General features: G+C 65.2%; 21 protein-coding genes and 1 riboswitch. Of the genes, 10 read left to right on the forward strand and 11 right to left on the reverse strand.

The genetic code is table 11. From position 1 onward, the window contains the following. Positions 1 to 11: 11 nt before the first annotated feature. Both CSC94_RS15920 and CSC94_RS15925 read right to left on the reverse strand, forming a co-directional pair. Positions 12 to 371: a cell division protein ZapA gene (locus CSC94_RS15920; RefSeq protein ID WP_099307348.1), complete on the reverse strand. Its 360-nt coding sequence runs from the start codon at positions 369 to 371 to the stop codon at positions 12 to 14. A gap of 39 nt (positions 372 to 410) precedes the next feature. Beyond that, positions 411 to 683 (reverse strand): DUF4164 domain-containing protein, encoded by a 273-nt coding sequence (locus CSC94_RS15925; protein WP_099307349.1) that lies wholly within the window; start codon positions 681 to 683, stop codon positions 411 to 413. A 326-nt stretch (positions 684 to 1,009) separates the two neighbouring features. Here CSC94_RS15925 and tkt point away from each other — a divergent pair, with 326 nt between their 5' ends. The 4 genes from tkt to CSC94_RS15945 all read left to right on the forward strand — a co-directional run bounded on the left by tkt (position 1,010) and on the right by CSC94_RS15945 (position 6,587). Beyond that, positions 1,010 to 3,004, forward strand: a complete 1,995-nt coding sequence (gene tkt / locus CSC94_RS15930) for a transketolase (protein WP_099307350.1) — start codon at positions 1,010 to 1,012, stop codon at positions 3,002 to 3,004. A gap of 285 nt (positions 3,005 to 3,289) precedes the next feature. Continuing rightward, on the forward strand, positions 3,290 to 4,300 hold the full coding sequence (gene gap / locus CSC94_RS15935) for a type I glyceraldehyde-3-phosphate dehydrogenase (protein WP_099307351.1): 1,011 nt from the start codon (positions 3,290 to 3,292) through the stop codon (positions 4,298 to 4,300). A 351-nt stretch (positions 4,301 to 4,651) separates the two neighbouring features. Beyond that, complete coding sequence (locus CSC94_RS15940) at positions 4,652 to 5,848, forward strand: phosphoglycerate kinase (RefSeq protein ID WP_099307352.1); 1,197 nt, start codon at positions 4,652 to 4,654, stop codon at positions 5,846 to 5,848. Between the two features lie 10 nt (positions 5,849 to 5,858). After that, positions 5,859 to 6,587, forward strand: a complete 729-nt coding sequence (locus CSC94_RS15945; RefSeq protein ID WP_099307353.1) for an SGNH/GDSL hydrolase family protein — start codon at positions 5,859 to 5,861, stop codon at positions 6,585 to 6,587. A gap of 30 nt (positions 6,588 to 6,617) precedes the next feature. Here the strand turns inward: CSC94_RS15945 and pyk are convergent, their stop codons facing one another. Both pyk and CSC94_RS15955 read right to left on the reverse strand, forming a co-directional pair. Then, positions 6,618 to 8,063 carry a pyruvate kinase gene (pyk, locus tag CSC94_RS15950; RefSeq protein ID WP_099307354.1) on the reverse strand — a complete coding sequence of 482 codons (1,446 nt, stop codon included), beginning with the start codon at positions 8,061 to 8,063 and terminating at the stop codon, positions 6,618 to 6,620. A gap of 101 nt (positions 8,064 to 8,164) precedes the next feature. After that, the gene (locus CSC94_RS15955; RefSeq protein ID WP_099307355.1) at positions 8,165 to 8,644 is read right to left on the reverse strand and encodes a DUF1036 domain-containing protein; all 480 of its coding nucleotides are present in this window, start codon (positions 8,642 to 8,644) and stop codon (positions 8,165 to 8,167) included. 197 nt (positions 8,645 to 8,841) lie between these two features. Between CSC94_RS15955 and CSC94_RS15960 the strand changes: the two genes are divergently transcribed. From CSC94_RS15960 to CSC94_RS25055, 3 genes are all read left to right on the forward strand, one after another. After that, positions 8,842 to 9,657 carry an N-formylglutamate amidohydrolase gene (locus CSC94_RS15960; RefSeq protein ID WP_099307356.1) on the forward strand — a complete coding sequence of 272 codons (816 nt, stop codon included), beginning with the start codon at positions 8,842 to 8,844 and terminating at the stop codon, positions 9,655 to 9,657. Beyond that, a complete protein-coding gene (locus CSC94_RS15965; protein ID WP_099307357.1) occupies positions 9,657 to 9,965 on the forward strand; it encodes a DUF1244 domain-containing protein in 309 nt (102 codons plus the stop codon). The genes CSC94_RS15960 and CSC94_RS15965 overlap by 1 nt, the downstream gene beginning before the upstream one ends. Positions 9,966 to 10,192: 227 nt before the next feature. Next, on the forward strand, positions 10,193 to 10,450 hold the full coding sequence (locus CSC94_RS25055) for a DUF2312 domain-containing protein (RefSeq protein ID WP_245408382.1): 258 nt from the start codon (positions 10,193 to 10,195) through the stop codon (positions 10,448 to 10,450). A gap of 111 nt (positions 10,451 to 10,561) precedes the next feature. Here CSC94_RS25055 and CSC94_RS15975 read toward each other — a convergent pair whose 3' ends face one another. Continuing rightward, positions 10,562 to 11,752, reverse strand: coding sequence for a vWA domain-containing protein (locus CSC94_RS15975; protein ID WP_099307359.1), 1,191 nt, complete (start codon positions 11,750 to 11,752; stop codon positions 10,562 to 10,564). Between the two features lie 174 nt (positions 11,753 to 11,926). On the opposite strand from CSC94_RS15975, the gene CSC94_RS15980 reads away from it, so the two are divergent. Further along, entirely contained in the window at positions 11,927 to 12,247 is a 321-nt protein-coding gene (locus tag CSC94_RS15980; RefSeq protein ID WP_099307360.1) for a hypothetical protein, read from the forward strand. Positions 12,248 to 12,252: 5 nt separating this feature from the next. Continuing rightward, entirely contained in the window at positions 12,253 to 12,576 is a 324-nt protein-coding gene (locus CSC94_RS15985) for a helix-turn-helix domain-containing protein (RefSeq protein WP_099307361.1), read from the forward strand. A 107-nt stretch (positions 12,577 to 12,683) separates the two neighbouring features. Here the strand turns inward: CSC94_RS15985 and minE are convergent, their stop codons facing one another. From minE to metA, 5 genes are all read right to left on the reverse strand, one after another. Beyond that, positions 12,684 to 12,947 carry a cell division topological specificity factor MinE gene (minE, locus tag CSC94_RS15990; RefSeq protein ID WP_099307362.1) on the reverse strand — a complete coding sequence of 88 codons (264 nt, stop codon included), beginning with the start codon at positions 12,945 to 12,947 and terminating at the stop codon, positions 12,684 to 12,686. Continuing rightward, entirely contained in the window at positions 12,944 to 13,759 is an 816-nt protein-coding gene (minD, locus tag CSC94_RS15995) for a septum site-determining protein MinD (protein ID WP_099307363.1), read from the reverse strand. Before minD ends, minE begins: the two co-directional genes overlap by 4 nt. Positions 13,760 to 13,788: 29 nt before the next feature. Next, the gene (gene minC / locus CSC94_RS16000; RefSeq protein WP_099307364.1) at positions 13,789 to 14,490 is read right to left on the reverse strand and encodes a septum site-determining protein MinC; all 702 of its coding nucleotides are present in this window, start codon (positions 14,488 to 14,490) and stop codon (positions 13,789 to 13,791) included. A gap of 137 nt (positions 14,491 to 14,627) precedes the next feature. Then, entirely contained in the window at positions 14,628 to 15,083 is a 456-nt protein-coding gene (locus CSC94_RS16005) for a GNAT family N-acetyltransferase (RefSeq protein ID WP_099307429.1), read from the reverse strand. A 9-nt stretch (positions 15,084 to 15,092) separates the two neighbouring features. Then, positions 15,093 to 16,025, reverse strand: coding sequence for a homoserine O-acetyltransferase MetA (gene metA / locus CSC94_RS16010; RefSeq protein ID WP_099307365.1), 933 nt, complete (start codon positions 16,023 to 16,025; stop codon positions 15,093 to 15,095). A gap of 58 nt (positions 16,026 to 16,083) precedes the next feature. Further along, positions 16,084 to 16,162: riboswitch (SAM riboswitch) on the reverse strand. A gap of 174 nt (positions 16,163 to 16,336) precedes the next feature. Here metA and CSC94_RS16015 point away from each other — a divergent pair. Next, on the forward strand, positions 16,337 to 17,338 hold the full coding sequence (locus CSC94_RS16015; RefSeq protein ID WP_245408383.1) for a fatty acid desaturase: 1,002 nt from the start codon (positions 16,337 to 16,339) through the stop codon (positions 17,336 to 17,338). A 15-nt stretch (positions 17,339 to 17,353) separates the two neighbouring features. Here the strand turns inward: CSC94_RS16015 and CSC94_RS16020 are convergent, their stop codons facing one another. Beyond that, on the reverse strand, positions 17,354 to 18,031 hold the full coding sequence (locus CSC94_RS16020; protein WP_099307367.1) for a DUF2161 domain-containing phosphodiesterase: 678 nt from the start codon (positions 18,029 to 18,031) through the stop codon (positions 17,354 to 17,356). Positions 18,032 to 18,043: the final 12 nt, after the last annotated feature.

Here is an 18,043-nt window from a genome sequence, read left to right on the forward strand (position 1 = left end):
GTTGCATGCCGTCAGCTCCGGGCGATCTTTCCCGCCACGGATTCCATGCGGTCGGCCAGGGCTGTCAGGGCGCTCGACAGGCCGGCGTCGGCGCGGTCGGCCTTGGCGAGGGCCTCGTCGCGTGTCTTGCGCAGCGTTTCGGATTCGGCCTGGAGGCCGCGCATGCGCTTCTGCAACTCGACCAGTTCGTCCATGACCATGATGCCGGCCATGACGGTGAGCCGCTGGTCTCCGATCTCGCCGAACGAGCCCTTGAGATGGGTGACGTAGCGGTCGAAGCGCTGGGCGAGATCGGTCAGGTGTTCCTCCTGGCCCTCGTCGCAGGCCATGCGGTAGACCTTGCCGTCGATGGTGACTGATACCTGCGCCATGTGAAATTCCCTCGCGACCCTGCCGGGGTGCCCAATGCCCTACCGGTCCAGAACGGCCCGGATCGTTTCCATCGCCGTCACGAGGCGGCGCGACACTTCCTTGTTGGTTTCCTCCAGGCGCTCGGCCCTGGCTTCCGAATTGTCCAGTTCCTGGGCCAGGCGGGCGCGGTCGGCGTTCATCCGCTGCACCTCGGCCTCCGCCTCGGCGAAATCGGCCTCCTTTTCGAGGCGGGCATCCACCGCGTTTTCAAGCATATCGAGGGCCCGCGAGATGCGGTCGATCGCTTCCTTGAGTGTGACGTCACCCGTCATGGCGTTGGAGTCCGGTCTCGGGACACTGATTGAGCGGCGAATCGTGGCGGAAAGTGAACCATTTATGTTCAAAACATTACGGGCCGGATTAAGGCAAGGTCAACCGGCCTGCTGCGTCATCCCCTGTTTTGCACCCCGGTGCAGCCAGCGGCAGCGATCGGAAAAGGCCGGTGGACGAGCGGGGCCGGCAACGCCGCCTCCGGTTGACTCGCTAGGCGCACCTGCTATGTAGCGCCTGCTTTCTCCCGAGGGGTGGCGCACCAGGCGCCAGATGCGGACCAGACAAGGGATCGTCCCTGTTTCCGCCGGCAAGGACCAGCAATCACATGACCACACGCGAAAAACATGACCGGATGGCCAATGCGATCCGTTTCCTTTCCATGGACGCCGTCGAAAAGGCCAAGTCGGGCCACCCGGGCCTGCCGATGGGCGCGGCCGATGTCGCCACGGTGCTCTACACCCGGTTCATGAACCACGATCCGAAGAACCCGCACTGGCCCGACCGCGACCGCTTCGTGCTGTCGGCCGGGCATGGCTCGATGCTGCTCTACTCGCTGCTCTACCTGACCGGCTACGAGGACATCACGATCGACGAGATCCGGAATTTCCGCCAGATCGGCGCGAAGACTGCTGGTCACCCGGAATACGGCCATGCCGCGGGCATCGAGACGACCACCGGGCCGCTTGGCCAGGGCGTGGCCAACGCGGTGGGAATGGCGCTGGCCGAACGGATGCTCAACGCGCGTTACGGCGATGACCTCGTCAACCACTACACCTACGTGCTGGCCGGCGACGGCTGCCTGATGGAAGGTATCAGCCAGGAGGCGATCTCTCTGGCCGGGCACCTGGGCCTGTCCAAGCTGATCCTTCTGTGGGACGACAACAACATCTCCATCGACGGCGCCGTGTCGGTGTCCGACTCGACCGACCAGCGCAAGCGCTTCGAAGCGTCGGGCTGGGAGACGATGGCCGTCGACGGGCACGACCCGGACGCCATTGCCGCGGCGCTGGAGGCCGCGCGCAAGTCCGACCGGCCGACGATGATCGCCTGCAAGACCACCATCGGCTTCGGTGCGCCGAACAAGGCGGGGACGAACAAGGTGCACGGCTCGCCGCTGGGCGCCGAGGAAATTGCCGCCACCCGGCTTGCGCTCAAGTGGGATGCCGAGCCGTTCGAGGTGCCGAGTGACGTGCTCGACGCCTGGCGGCTGGCCGGCCTTCGCTCCACCAAGACGCGCACCGCCTGGGAAAAGCGCCTGGCGGACGCCGAGGCCGAGATCCGCGGCGAATTCGAACGCGCGATGCGCGGCGACCTGCCGGGCGCCTTCGAGACGGCGATCAGCGAGTACAAGGCCAAGCTCTCCCAGGACCGCCCCAAGGTCGCCACGCGCAAGGCGTCGGAAATGGCGCTGGAAGTCGTCAATGGCGTGGTTTCGGAGACCATCGGCGGCTCGGCCGACCTGACCGGTTCCAACAACACCAAGACCAGCCAGACGGCGCCGGTGACGCCGGAGGATTTCTCCGGCCGCTACATCCACTACGGCATCCGCGAACACGGCATGGCGGCAGCGATGAACGGCATCGCACTGCACGGCGGCCTGATCCCCTATTCCGGAACCTTCCTGGTGTTCTCCGACTACGCCCGGCCGGCCATGCGCCTGTCGTCGCTGATGGGTCTCAGGGTCATCTACGTGATGACGCATGATTCCATCGGCCTGGGCGAAGACGGTCCGACGCACCAGCCGGTTGAGCACCTGGCCGCCCTGCGCGCCATTCCCAACCACCAGGTCTTCCGTCCGGCCGATGCCATGGAGACCGCCGAGTGCTGGCAGATCGCGCTGGAAAGCCGGTCGACGCCGTCGACGCTGGCGCTGACGCGGCAGAACCTGCCGGCGCTGCGGACCGACTACGTCGAGGAAAACCTCTGCGGTTTCGGCGCCTACGAACTGGCGACCGCCTCCGACGAGGCCCAGGTCTCGCTGTTCGCCTCCGGCTCGGAGGTCGAGATCGCGATGGACGCGCGCACGCTGCTGGAAGGCCGCGGCATCCCGACCCGCGTCGTCTCCGTGCCCTGCATGGAACTCTTCGCCAAGCAGGACGCGGACTATCGCAAGGCCATCCTCGGTTCTGCGCCGGTGCGTGTCGCCGTCGAGGCCGGCATCCGCATGGGATGGGACCGCTTCGTCGGCGAGGACGGCGGTTTCGTCGGCATGAACTCCTTTGGCGCCTCCGGTCCTTACGAAGAGCTCTACAAGCATTTCGGTATCACGCCCGAGGGGGTTGCCAAGCAGGCGGAAACGCTTCTCGAAGCCGCCGGCTGAGCAGACCGAATCCTGCGACATGAGGCCGCGCCGGGTTCGTTCCCGGCGCGGCCTTTTTTCATTCGGACCACCCGCCTGCCACCAAGGAGGGCAGGGCGAACCGGTTTTATCGATTGAAAGGGCGAAGGGTTTCATCAAAGGGGGCCGGAAAGGGGTGCAGGCATCTGGATTCTTGCGCCATCCACCGCTAAGAAACGGCAGCTTCGGCGGGGCCTCCGCCGCTTGCCAGCCAACCGTAACCGGCCGGACCAGCCCGGCCTCTCGAGCCTGCGGGAGAGAGCAGACATGACCGTCAAAATCGCCATCAACGGATTTGGCCGCATCGGCCGCAATGTCGTGCGCGCCATTTACGAATCCGGGCGCAAGGACATCGACATCGTCGCCATCAACGATCTGGGTCCGGTGGAAACCAATGCTCATCTGATGCGCTTCGATTCCGTCCATGGCCGCTTCCCCAAGGCTGTCGAGGTCAAGGGCGACACGATCCACATCGAGGGCGGCGACAGCTTCAAGGTGCTGGCCGAGCGCGACCCGAAGAACCTGCCGTGGGGCGAACTGGGCATCGATATCGTGATGGAGTGCACGGGCATCTTCACGGCCCGCGACAAGGCCGCCATGCACCTGGAAGCCGGCGCCAAGCGCGTGCTGGTCTCCGCTCCGGCCGACGGCGCCGACAAGACCATCGTCTACGGCGTGAACCATGACACGCTGACGGCCGACGACCTGGTGGTTTCCAACGCGTCCTGCACGACCAACTGCCTGTCGCCGGTGGCCAAGGTGCTGCACGAAGCCGTCGGTATCGAAAAGGGCATGATGACGACGATCCACTCGTACACCGGTGACCAGCCGACGCTGGACACGATGCACAAGGATCTCTACCGCGGCCGCGCGGCTGCAATGAGCATGATCCCGACCTCGACCGGCGCCGCCAAGGCCGTCGGCCTGGTGCTGCCGCAGCTCAACGGCAAGCTGGACGGTTTCGCCATGCGTGTGCCGACGCCGAACGTCTCGGTCGTCGACCTGAAGTTCATCGCCCGCAAGGCGACGACCAAGGACGAGATCAACGCGGCGATCAAGGCTGCAGCCGACGGCCCGCTCAAGGGCATTCTCGGCTACACGGAGGCCAAGAACGTCTCCATCGACTTCAACCACGATCCGCATTCCTCGATCTTCCACATGGACCAGACCAAGGTCATGGACGGCACGCTGGTGTCGATCCTGTCGTGGTACGACAACGAGTGGGGCTTCTCGAACCGCATGGGCGACACCGCTGTCGCGATGTCGAAGTTCCTCTGAGACGCTTGAGTCGACCGACTGACTTCACGACCGCCGGGCTCCAGGGCCCGGCGGTTTTCGATTGAGCAGCGTGCCGCGGTCCTTTATCCTGACGCCATGTCCTTCGCCGGTTCCCTCCTGTTTTTCCTGGTGCTGGCTGCCGGCATTGCCTGGCGGTTGCGTTGCATCTGGCGCGCCTGCCGGCTGGTTCCGGACCATGGGGCGGAGGCGGTGCGCCAGCCTGCCCGCCCGGCCGGATGCCCCCGCGATAAATTGACCTGACGGGGCGGGCCGCCCTTGCGCTCGCGCGCGGTTTGCGGTTTCTGCTACGTCATCGGAAACAGGCAGAGATCCCGACCGGAGGAGAGTTTCATGGCCGCCTTCAAGACCATCGACGACATGGGCGACATCGCCGGCAAGCGCGTGCTGGTGCGCGTCGACATCAACGTGCCGGTGAAGGATGGCGTGGTGACCGACACAACCCGCATCGAGCGGGTGGCGCCGACGATCACGGAACTGTCCGCCAAGGGCGCCAAGGTCATCCTGCTGGCGCATTTCGGCCGCCCGAAGGGCGAGGTGGTGCCGGAGATGTCGCTGAAGCCCATCGCGCCCGCCATCGAGCAGGTGCTGGACCAGCGGGTGGTGTTCGAGCCCGAAACCGTGGGCGAGGAAGCGCAGGCTGCCATCGGGCGCATGAACAGGGGCGACATCCTGCTGCTGGAAAACACCCGCTTCTACAAGGGCGAGGAAAAGAACCTGCCTGACTTTGTCGAGGCGCTCGCAGCCAACGGCGATCTCTACGTGAACGACGCCTTCTCGGCGGCCCACCGCGCGCATGCCTCCACCGAGGGCCTGGCGCACAAGCTGCCGGCCTTTGCAGGCCGAACCATGCAGGCGGAACTGGAAGCGTTGGAAAAGGGGCTGGGCAACCCGGCCCGACCCGTGGTCGCCATCGTCGGCGGCGCGAAGGTTTCCACCAAGATCGACCTGCTGGAAAACCTTGTCACCCGCGTGGACGCGCTGGTGATCGGCGGTGGCATGGCCAACACGTTCCTGGCCGCGCAGGGCAAGGACGTCGGCAAGTCGCTGTGCGAACATGACCTGGCGGATACGGCGCGCACCATCATGGCGGCGGCTGAAAAGGCCGGCTGCGCGATCGTGCTGCCGACCGACGCGGTGGTGGCGAAAGAATTTGCGGCCAATGCCGACAACGAGGTGGTGCCGGTGGATGCCGTTCCCTCCGACAGCATGATCCTGGATGCCGGGCCGGCCACGGTGGAACTGGTCAAGGCCTGGATCGGCAAGGCCGCCACGGTGGTGTGGAACGGCCCGCTCGGCGCATTCGAACTGACGCCCTTCGACGCGGCGACGGTGGCGGCGGCACGGGCCGCGGCAGCGCGCACGGCAGCCGGCGAACTGGTGTCGGTCGCCGGCGGCGGCGACACGGTTGCCGCGCTCAACCATGCCGGGGTCGCCGACCAGTTCACCTACGTATCCACCGCCGGCGGCGCCTTCCTGGAATGGATGGAAGGCAAGGCCCTGCCCGGTGTCGAAGCCCTGAAAGCCTGACGGAGCCTGCATGGCACGCCGCTACCCGGCCTGGGCACCGCTTCTCACCTGGCCGCTCTACCCGGTCTATGCCTGGCAGGGCATTGCCACCCGGCTCAGGACCGAGCGGCTTGCCCCGCCGCCCGACGAGCCGCATGGCACCATTCCCGGCAGTGGCGACCCGTTCCGGCTGCTGGTGATCGGTGATTCCTCGGCGGCGGGCGTGGGCGTGGACCGTGTCGCGGATTCGCTCGCCGGCCAGTTGGCGCAGCTGATTGCCGGGGCCACCGGCCGCCCGGTGGTGTTCCGGGCCGCGGGGGCAAACTCAGCGGTTTCGGCCCAGGTGCGGGATCATGTTCTGCCGCATGTCGAGCCGCGCGACTGGACGCATGTCGTGCTTTCGCTCGGCACCAACGACATGAAGAACTTTCACAGCGTGCCCCGGTTCAAGCGCGATTTCGGCACCCTGGTTTATGCGCTGAAGACGCGCTTTCCAGTGGCGCGGATCTACTGGCCGGAGATGATCGACATGCGCCGCGTGCCTGCCATGCCGCCGGCGCTGGCACGGATCCTCGATATCCGCGCCGACGCGTTCAATGCCAAGGCAGAGCGGCTGTGCCGCGAGCGTGGCGCGCGCCTGGTTCCGGCGCTGGACAATATCCAGCCGGAGGGATTTTCACGCGACGGTTTCCACGCCAGTGCCGCGGGCTACCGGGCCTGGGCTGAAAAGCTGGCGGACGTCATCCTGGCAGAAGGGTAGGCATTTAGCCGGGTTCGCTCCAGCGGGCGTTCACACGCCGCCGTGGCCGTCCGAGCCGATATAGGCGATGCGCAGCATGTTGGTGGAGCCCGGTGTGCCGAAGGGAACGCCGGCGGTGATGATGACCCGGCTGCCGGCCTTGCCGAACCCGTCGCGGTAGGCAATCGAGCAGGCACGGTTGACCATGTCGTCCTCGTCGCGCGCATCCTCGGTGACGACGCAGTGCAGGCCCCAGGCGAGCGTCAGGCGGCGGGCCGTCTCCGGGATCGGCGACAGGGCGATGACCGGCACCATGGGCCGTTCGCGCGAGGCGCGCAGGCCGGTGGTTCCCGACGAGGTGTAGCAGACGATGGCCGAGAGGTTGAGCGTTTCGGCAATCTGGCGCGCGGCGGCGGCGATGGCATCGGCGCCGGTCGATTCCGGCTCGGAGCGCTGCGCGGCGATGATGCCGGGGAAGGTCGGGTCGCGCTCGACCTGACGGGCAATGGAATCCATCATCGTGACGGCCTCCACCGGGTAGTCGCCCGCGGCGGATTCGGCCGACAGCATGACGGCGTCCGCGCCTTCGAAGAGGGCGGTGGCGACGTCGGAGACTTCCGCGCGGGTGGGAACCGGGGCCGAGATCATGCTTTCCAGCATCTGCGTGGCGACCACGACCGGCTTGCCTTCGCGGCGGCAGGTGCGGGTGATCTGCTTCTGCAGGCCAGGCACGGATTCGATCGGCATTTCCACGCCGAGGTCGCCGCGCGCCACCATGATGGCATCGGACAGTTCGATGATCTCGGGCAGGCGCTGCACGGCCTGCGGCTTCTCGATCTTGGACAGGATGCCGGCACGGCCGCGGGCGATCTTGCGCACTTCCGCCAGGTCCTCGGGGCGCTGGATGAAGGAGAGCGCGATCCAGTCGACGCCGGTTTCGAGCAGGGCCTGCAGATCGGCGCGGTCCTTGTTGGTCAGCGCGCCGACGGGCAGGTCGGTGTCGGGAAGGGAGACGCCCTTCTTGTCGGATATCTTCGTCCCGGTGACGACCGTGCAGATGATGCGTCCCGGCTCGGTGCTCACCGCCTTGAGCTGCAGCTTGCCGTCGTCGATGAGCAGGCGGTGGCCCGGCTCCACGGAGGCGAGGATCTCGGGATGGGGCAGGTGGACACGGGTCGAGTCGCCCGGCTCGTCGCGATCATCGAGCACGAAGGTCTGGCCCGGCTCCAGCGCGGCCTTGCCGCCGGCGAAGGTGCCGACACGCAGCTTGGGTCCCTGCAGGTCGCCGAGTATGGCGATCGGCCGGCCGACCGCCGTCTCCACCTCGCGGATGCGGGCGACGAGATCGCGCATCAGGTCATGGCTGGCATGGCTCATGTTGATGCGGAACACGTCGGCGCCGGCCCGGCTTAGCTTTTCGATCATTTCGCGCGAAGAAGAGGCGGGGCCGAGGGTCGCCACGACCTTGGCCTTTCGGATACGTCTGGCGGCGTTCATTTGTCCCATCCGGATCAAGGTTATTTAAATCGTTTTAATTCATGCGGTGCAGAGGGTCAACCGCAGCGATGACGCGCGTATGACAGGACTGCTGCCTCCGTTCAGTTGGCGGGTGCGGTGCCCGGCGGAGGCGGAATGGCCGGTTCGTCGGTCAGCTGGACCATCCAGTTCGCCTGTTCGCCGGTATCGTATTCCTGGAAGCCGGCCCGCTGGAAGCCGCGCGCGAAACAGTCGTTGATGCCGACGATCTTGAATTCCTTGTCGGCCACGCACATGTTGATCGGGCCGTCCCAGCGGCCGCCGCGCTCGGCATCCTCGGCATAGAGGTAGTAATAGCGCGAGGAGAGGTCGCCCTCGACGAGGGTCTTGCAGCTCGATGCCTCGATGTGCCACCAGCCTTCGGTGATCCAGCCGGAGGCCGCGCGATAGCCGATGGCGACGCCGACGAGATTCTGGGTTGCGTTGCAGACGCGGAAATCGGCCCGAGCCTCGTTGCTGAAGGCCAGAAGCGCAACGACGGCGGTCGCGAACCATGTCGCCACTGCCGCGGGAGCGCCCCACCGAATACCAGCCGATTTCATTGCCTGACCTGCACCCGCCCGCAAGGGGTCATTCCATGATACGAAGCGTTAACCGCCTTTCTTTTTTGGGTAATGTGGACCGGCATGTCAACGCGGCCTACCTGTTGCCCGCAAGATTGTTTAGAAAGTGGCAACGAGGGATCCTGGCCGACCGCGGGTGCGGGCGCGACGCCAGCGGGACAGGTCATAGCAGGGACATGAGCAGCCGGGACCGATTCAAGACATTCATGACCGTCGATGGAGACGACAGCCTGGGACTGGTGCTCGTGGCCGATCACGCGCGCCGCGACCTGCCGCCCGAATACGGTTCGCTCGGTCTTCCGGACTGGGAGTTCGAGCGCCACATCGCCTATGACATCGGCGTGGAAGGGGTCACGCGCGGACTGGCTGCGCGGCTCGGCGCGCCTGCGGTCATGGCGGGCTTTTCGCGCCTGCTGATCGATCCGAACCGGGGCGCCGACGATCCGACGCTGATCCGCCAGCTCTATGACGGCACGATCATCCCGGGCAACTACCCGATGAGCGGGACGGAGCGCGAGGCGAGGCTGTCGCATTTCTACCGGCCCTACCATGGTGCCGTGTGGGAGCGGATCGCCGCGGTGCAGCGCAAGGGGCCGGGGCAGGCGCCCTTCGTCGTGTCCGTGCATTCCTTCACGCCGGAGATGCAGGGACGGGCGCGGCCCTGGCATGTCGGCATCCTGTGGGACAGCGACGACCGCGCGGTCAGGCCGATGATGGAGATGCTCCAGGCGGAGCCTGGCCTGGTGGTCGGCGACAACGAGCCCTACGATGGCGCGCTGAAGGGCGACACGATGTATACCCATGCCATCAGGCCCGGGTTCGCGCATCTTCTCATCGAAATACGCCAGGACCTGATCGCCGACGCGGCAGGCCAGGGCGAATGGGTGGACCGGCTTGCGCCCATGCTCGATGCCATCAACCGGCAGCCCGGCATCCATGTCGCGCGCCATTTCGGGTCGCGGACCGGACCCGTCGAACCATGGAGACCATGATGACCAAGATCAGCGAAACCGAGCAGCGGGATCTCGAGGCAGCGGTTTTCCGGCGCCTCGTCAGCCACCTGCGGGCGCGGACCGATGTCCAGAACATCGACCTGATGAACCTGGCCGGCTTCTGCCGCAACTGCCTTTCCAACTGGTATCTCGACGCCGCCCGGGAGGCGGGCCTCGACCTGTCGAAGGACGAAAGCCGCGAGATCGTCTACGGCATGCCCTACGAGGAGTGGAAGGCGACCTACCAGACCGAAGCGAATGCCCAGAAGCTGGCCGATTTCGAGGTCAACCGCCCCAAGGATCACTGAACCGCCGGGCGGCGTTATTCGTGCAACGGCAGGTGTGATCCCCTGCCTGCAGAATGCTGGTTTCCGGTTCGCATTCGTGCAACGGCAGGTGTGACCCCCTGCCTGCAGAATGCTGGTGGCGACACCTGCCGGGCTTGACCCCTGCGCCCGGCTGCGGCATCGACAACGGCATTCGAGATGCCCGCGATTCTCTTTCCAGCCGGGCCAACATTGCCGGAGATTTGCAAGTGGACGACATTACCGCCGAATCCGAAACCATCGCCGCTGGCCAGCTTCGCTCCATCATCGAGCGCATCGAGCGGCTGGAGGAAGAAAAGAAGACGATCGCCGACGACATCAAGGAAGTCTATGCCGAGGCCAAGGGCAACGGCTTCGACACCAAGGCGCTCCGGACGATCGTGCGGCTGCGCAAGCAGGACGCCAACGAGCGCCAGGAGCAGGAGGCCATGCTCGACCTCTACAAGGCCGCGCTCGGCATGGAATGAGGGTCACCGGACAGGCATTCCGAAAACGGGGCCGGTGCTTTTTGCGCCGGCCCCGTTTTCATTCCGGATACAGACCCCGCGTGCCGGACGCGGTTCCTGACGTTGCCGCCATCAATGCTTCCGGCTGAGTTCCTTCGTCGCCTGTTCCAGGCCCTTGAGCGTCAACGGATACATGCGGTCGGAGAAGAGGTCGCGGACCATGCGGATGGAATGGGTGTAATCCCAGTGGGCCTGGCGGACCGGGTTGATCCAGGCCGCGTTCGGCCACTGGTTGAGCGCCCGCTGCAGCCAGACCGCACCCGGTTCGGGGTTCCAGTGTTCCACCGAGCCGCCGGCATAGGCGATCTCGTAGGGGCTCATGGAGGCATCACCGACAAACAGAACCTTGTAGTCCGGCCCGTACTTGTGCAGCACGTCGTAGGTGTTCATCACCTCTGAGTGGCGGCGCCTGTTGTCCTTCCACACGCCCTCGTAGAGGCAATTGTGGAAGTAGAAGTAGTCCATGTGCTTGAACTCGGCACTGGCGGCGGAAAACAGTTCCTCGACAATGCGGATGTGGTCGTCCATCGAGCCGCCAACGTCGAAGAACATCAAAAGCTTGACGGCGTTGCGGCGCTCGGGCCGGGTCTGCGGGTCGAGGTAACCGTGTTCCGCCGTGGCGCGGATCGTGCCGGGCAGGTCGAATTCCTCTTCCGCTCCCTCGCGGACCCAGCGGCGCAGACGCTTCAGCGCCACCTTGATGTTGCGCGTGCCGATCTCGACGCTGTCATCGAAATTGCGGAATTCGCGCTTGTCCCAGACCTTGACCGCACGGCGGTGCCGGCTCTCATGCTGGCCGATGCGCACGCCTTCCGGATTGTAGCCATAGGCGCCGAAGGGGGAGGTGCCGGCGGTGCCGATCCACTTGCTGCCGCCCTGGTGGCGGCCCTTCTGTTCCTCCAGGCGTTGCTTCAGGGTTTCCATCAGCTTTTCGAAACCGCCCAGGCTTTCGACCAGCTTCTTCTCTTCGTCGGTCAGGTGCTTTTCCGCCAGGCGGCGCAGCCATTCCTCCGGCAGGTTCATCACGTCGACCGCGCCTTCGCCGGACACGGCCTCGACGCCCTTGAAGACGTGCGAGAAGACCTGGTCGAAACGGTCGATAAAGCGTTCGTCCTTCACCAGGGCGGTGCGGGCCAGGTAATAGAAGCCCTCGACGTCATAGGTGACGAGGTCGGCCTCCATGCCCTCCAGCAGCGAGAGAAACTCGCGCAGGGACACGGGAATCTTGGCGGCCTTGAGTTCCAGGAAAAAGGGTATGAACATGGACGGGAAGATAATGCGCCCGTGCGGCCTTGTCAGCCCGTTTCGTTTGCGAATACAGGTTGACGAAAATGCCGCATGCAATCGATTTTCCCATGTGTTGACGACTGCAAACTGCGCCATTGACTTAGCCGCCCGTTGAAATGACTACGCCATTGGCGTATATAGGACCCGTGGATGACGTTGAGGATCGAGATCGCGGAGACGGACCGCTTCAGGCTCGACTGCGCCATGTACGGGCTGGATGACGCAGTGAAGGCGCGCAAGCTGGACCAGCTTCGCGCGGATCCGGTCATCGGCGTCCAGAAGCCCGGGCAGTCCCGGCTCTGGGAATGGCAATCGGCGGGCTTCGTGTTCAGCTATCTGCTGGCCGATGACCTGTCACGACTGGTCCTCGTGGAACTGCGTCCCAAGTCGGCGCCGGAAACCGGGCTGACCGAGCGTTTCTGGATCTGGGTCGACAGGATCGGCAAGTTGAAGCGGCTTTTCGGAGTGTAGGTGCAATGGCAAGGATCAAGGCGAAGAAAACACCGGAACAGGCAGCGGCCGATCTTGCTGAATCGCTGGAGCAGGCCTCCATGTGGTTCGAGGGCGACAACTCGAAGGTGACCGTGCATACCTTCGAGATCGAGGTGCCGGATGTGGCCAAGCTGCGCAGGAAGCTGAAACTGACGCAGGAAGGTTTCGCGACCAAGCTTGGCATCCCGGTCACCACGCTGCGCAACTGGGAGCAGGGGCGTCGCTATCCGACGGGTCCGGCGCGCAAGCTGTTGTCACTGATCGAGAAGCGGCCGGAACTGGTGCTGGACCTGGAAGGGGTCGACTGACGGCCGGTGCCGGTCAACCGGAAGATCGAGGTTCACGGCCCCGGGCAGTCACTGGCCCGGGGTTTTTCATGCGTCTCCGCCAGGGCGCATGGTCGCACGGGCAGCGGTCAGGCTGCCCGGGCGCGCGCGTCGAAGGGGATTTCGACGTCCACTTCAAGGGTCGAGACCGGCATGCCGCGTTCCATCTTGACGCGGACATGGCGGCTGTCGACCTGCACGTGCTTGGCGATCACGGCCAGAATCTCCTCGCGGAGCACCGAGACCAGATCGAAACCGCTGACCGACGCCCGTTCGTGGGCCAATAGTATCTGAAGCCGTTCCCGCGCCGCCGTGGCGGACGCCCGCTTCCGGAAAAAGCTCAGGATTTTCATGCAGCCTTCCTTCCGAAGAACTTGCCGAAGAAACTCCGTTTCTCGCCCGGGATGGTCACGGGGATCGCTTCTCCTGCCAGTCGCCGGGCGGCATTGAAATAAGCCTGGGCGGTCTGGCTGGAACTGTCGCACAGCGTGACGGGCGAGCCGATATTCGAGGCGCGAAGGATGTTGGCGCTTTCCGGAATGACGCCGAGCAGCGGGATCGACAGGATCTCCATGACATCATCGACATTGAGCATGTCGCCGCTGGCCGCCCGGGCCGGATCGTAGCGGTTGAGCAGGAGGTGCTTCTCGACGCGCTCGCCGGCTTCCGCCTTGACCGTCTTGGAATCGAGCAGGCCGATGATGCGGTCGGAGTCGCGCACCGAGGAGACTTCGGGGTTCGTCACGACAATTGCCGCATCGGCATGGCGCATGGCCAGCGTCGCGCCGCGCTCGATGCCGGCCGGGCTGTCGCAGATGATCCAGTCGAACGCGCTCTTCAGCGAGGCGATGACCTTTTCCACGCCTTCCGGCGTCAGCTTGTCCTTGTCGCGCGTCTGGGACGCGGGCAGCAGGTAGAGCGACTGAAGCCGCTTGTCGCGGATCAGCGCCTGGGCCAGCTTGGCCTCGCCCTGGATGACATTGATCAGGTCGTAGACAACACGGCGCTCGGCCCCCATGACCAGGTCGAGATTGCGCAGGCCGACATCGAAGTCGACGACAACGACCTTGTCTCCCTTCTGTGCCAGGGCCGCGCCGATCGCCGCCGTCGATGTTGTCTTGCCCACCCCGCCCTTGCCGGATGTGACCACGATGACCTTGCCCATGTCCGTCTCCCTCTCAGAACCCCCCGGGTTCAATTGAATCGTTCTGCCAGTATGCTTTCGCCGTCGAGCCAGAGCTGGACTGCCTGGCCGTGCAGGCGGGGCTCCAGGTCTTCGGATGTCTGGTAAAAACCGGCGATCGCGACCAGCTCGGCTTCCAGCTTGCGGCAGAAGATGCGCGCGGAAGCATTGCCGGACGACCCGGCCGACACCCGGCCGCGCAGCGTTCCATAGACATGGACCGAACCGCCGGCGACCACCTCGGCGCCCGAGGCGACCGAGCCGATGATCGTGATGTCGCCGTCGCTGATCAGCGTCTGGCCCGAGCGGACCGGCTCGGTGACCATGAGCGAGGGCGCGGGTTGCGCGGGGACCGGACCGGATGCCGGTTCCTGCGTCCGTGCGTCGAGGTCCGAGGCGGGCAGGCCGCCACTCATGGCGGGTGGCAGGTCCGGGCCGAGTTCGCCGTCGCTTGCCCCCTCGATGCCCATGATGCGGATGCCACGCTCGCCGAGGCGCGAAACCAGGTCCAGCAGGCTGTCGCGGTCCATGCCGATGCCGGTCACGTCCAGCATGACGGGGCGCTTCAGGAAATAGCCGGCGGAGCGCGAGGCGAGGACATCGAAGCGCTCGAACCACTCGTCGAGCGGCAGTTCGGGGCTCAGGACGGTGGCCAGGAACGAACGTCCCTTGAGGCGAATCGCTTGGGTGGTGCCGGTTAACACTCTGGTCATCCAGGTAAAGAATCTCTTACCCAAGGGATAGGTTAACCATGGTTAACAAATAGTTAACGCGGGCATTTCCCGTCAGCCGGGAATCGACCAGCAACACTGCCTCAGGATACCCGCTCGGTCGCCGGCACGGCGCGCGTTCAGCGGGAATACTTGATGAAGGGTGTGACCTTGCCGATGCGGTCGTAAAGCCTGCGCGCGGTGGCGTTGAAATCCTGCGTCAGCCAGTAGACGGCCGGGCATCCCTCGGCATCGGCGGCGGCATAGACCGCCTCGATCAGCGCCCGGCCGACGCCGGTGCCGCGCACATCTGGATCGGCATAGAGGTCCTGCAGGTAGCAGACGTTCTCGATTTTCCAGCCGTGGCGGTGAAACAGGAAATGGACAAGACCGACCGGCTTGCCGTCCAGCAGCGCGAGGAGACCACGAAACTCGTTCGCGGCGCCGGCATTGCCTGCCAGCATGCGGTCGAAGGACGACCGGTAGACCTCTTCCGGAACGCTCGATTCGTAGAAGTACAGGTAGGCGGTCCAGAGGCGGCGCCATGCGGCCTCGTCGCCGGACCGGAGCGGGCGGATCTCAAGCGTGCCGGTCATGGTCATCCCTCACAGCCATTGCCGGTCGCGGCCGATGGCGTCCATGTCGAACGGGGTGGTCTGGTAGACCTGGTTGATCCAGTTGCCGAAGAGCAGGTGGGCGTGGGAACGCCAGCGGTTCAGCGGCTGGTTGGCCGGGTTGTCGTCGGGGAAGTAGTTGTGCGGCACGTCGATCGGCACGCGGGCGGCGACATCGCGCTCGTATTCCTCCTGGAGGGAGGTGGAATCATACTCGATGTGGTTGAAGATATAGAGCCGGTTGGCGGCCTTCTCGGCGATCAGGCACGGTCCGGTATCGCTGCTGTCCATCAGCAGTTCCAGGTCGTGCTTGCCTTCCAGGTCCGCCTTGCGCACCTCGGTCCAGCGCGAGACCGGGATCTGGAAGTCGTCGGAGAAGCCCGACAGGTAGGGCGATGTCGGGTTGAGGTTGCGGTGGCGGTAAACGCCGAAAGCCTTCTTCTCGAGCGCGTACTTGGGCACCTTGTGGAAGTGCCAGATCGCCGCCATGGCGCCCCAGCAGATGTTGAAGGTGGAATGGACGTTGGTGACGGTCCAGTCGAAGATCGCCTCCAGTTCCTTCCAGTAGGCCACCTCCTCGAACGGCAGCAGTTCGACCGGGGCGCCGGTGATGATGAAGCCGTCGAACTTGCGGTCCCGAACCTCCTCCCAGGTCTGGTAGAAGGAGATCAGGTGATCGGCGGGGGTGTTCTTGGGCGTATGGCCGCTGACCCGGATGAGCGAAAACTCGATCTGCAAGGGCGTGGCGCCGATGAGGCGCGCAATCTGCGTCTCGGTGCGGATCTTGTTGGGCATGAGGTTGAGCAGCGCGATCTGCAGCGGGCGAACGTCCTGCCGGATGGCGGTGGACTCGTTCATCACCGAAACGCCTTCGCGCAGGAGAATGTCGCGGGCTGGCAGAGCATCGGGGATACGGATCGGCATGGTCGGACTCCAGAACAATCGACCGGCCCGAAATGGCCTCGCTGCCGGTTCCGTGACGCTCCTGCTGTCCGCGGCCCTTTTAGCGAGTTGTTTTACGTGGCTGCAAGCCGGCCGGCCAAATCACCACGATCGATCTTCTAGACCCGCTGCGGCCACCGGGTCAAATGTTTTCCCCTTTCCATGTGGCAATGGGTCGCCGTCAAAAGCCCGAACCCCGCCCAAAGACAAATCGCCAAACGCCCGCGAATCCTATAAGGGAGGCCAACAAAAAAAGAGGGGCAATCGCTCGTTGGGGTGGAAGTGTGTCATCGATGACTGAAAAAGACGTCAAGTGGTCGCGCAAGCTCGCGCCGTTCACCGGTGCCGAGAACCGGCGCGGCGCCTTCGAAACCGTGCTTACGCTGGTTCTTCTCGCGGCGTTCTGGCTGACCGCCTACGCCGCGTCGCAATGGAGCTGGTGGCTGGCGATGCCTTTCGCCTTCGTGGCCGGACTGATGCTGGTCCGCGTCTTCGTGATCCAGCACGACTGCGGGCACGGCGCGCTGTTCTCGACGGCCAAGCTGAACGACCGCGTCGGCCGCATGCTGGGCGTGCTGACGCTGACGCCCTATGCCTACTGGCGGCACAATCACAACCTGCACCACGCTTCGTCCGGGAATCTCGACAAGCGCGGCATCGGCGACATCGAGACGCTGACCGTCGAGGAATACCGGTCGCGCGGTTTCTGGGGGCGGCTTGCCTACCGCGCCTACCGAAGCCCGCTCGTGCTGTTCGCGATCGGACCGGCCTTCGTCTTCCTGATCAAGCAGCGCCTGCCGTTTGGCCACATGGACCGTCCCGGCGCCTGGGTCTCGGTGCTTGGCACCAATGCCGGGATCGCCGCGCTTGCGGTCTTCATCATCCTCGTCTTCGGCTGGAAGACGCTCGTCTTCATCCACCTGCCGGCGTCGTTGGTCGGGGCGTCGATCGGGGTCTGGCTGTTCTACATCCAGCACCAGTTCGCCAGCACGTTCTGGGAGCATGCGCCGGCCTGGGAGCGCGAGACGGCAGCGCTGGAAGGCTCGTCCTTCTACGATCTGCCCAAGCCGCTGATGTGGGTGACCGGCAATATCGGGATCCACCACGTGCACCACCTGGCGGCGCGCATTCCCTTCTGGCGGCTGCCACAAGTGCTTGCCGCGTTTCCGAAGTTCCGCGAAACCGGGCGTCTGAACCTGATGGAAAGCCTGCACTGCGTGAAGCTGACCTTGTGGGACGAGCGTTCGAGCCGGCTGATCTCGTTCGCCGATTTCCGCAACCTGCGACCGGCCTGACCGGTCCGCGTCCGGTCAGGAGGCGGGCGGCGCGCCTTCCGCTTCCTTCAGCCCCTTCGGGCTGAGCGCATAGATGCCAGTGCCTACCCTCTCGAACCAGCCATAGTGATTGTCGGCCATGATGCGGCGGGCGGTTTCCACGCCGGTCGCCCGGGCGACGATTGCCGCCTTGCAGGGACCGTTGGCCGACAGGTGGACGAGGCAGGCGGTGGCGTCCTGCCGGTAGGCGGTGGTGATGCCGCGGCGGGTGGAACCGCCCGTGTTCGGATCGCCGACCAGGCGGCGGAACTCGCGCAGCAGGCGGCCCTTGCGCGGTTTCGACTGGCGCGGCCTGTAGGGCGCGGGGTCGAGGTGGGTTTCGGCAAAGCCGTCGGACAGGCGGACGGTGATCAGGCCAAGCCCGAGGCGGCGGCAGAGCGTGACGTTGGCCTTCAGGGCTTTCCGGAATGCAACCCCCTTGCTCCGTGGCACGGCCACGTAGACCGCATCGGTGATCTTCTGCCGTTCGATCGCCTGGTGGAACAGGGACAGCGAAAAACCGGTCTTGAGTTCGACAATGACCGGATCCTCGTCCTGGCGCACGGCCACGATGTCGGCGGCGCCGATCTCCCCCTTCACGGTGTAGCCCTGGCCTTCGAGCAAGGTCTTGACGGGCTGGTAGAGCTCCGTCTCGCGCGGGCGGGCGCCTGCCATCGAACCGTCCTG

The sequence above is a fragment of the Zhengella mangrovi genome, from assembly GCF_002727065.1.
Taxonomy (GTDB): domain Bacteria; phylum Pseudomonadota; class Alphaproteobacteria; order Rhizobiales; family Rhizobiaceae; genus Zhengella; species Zhengella mangrovi.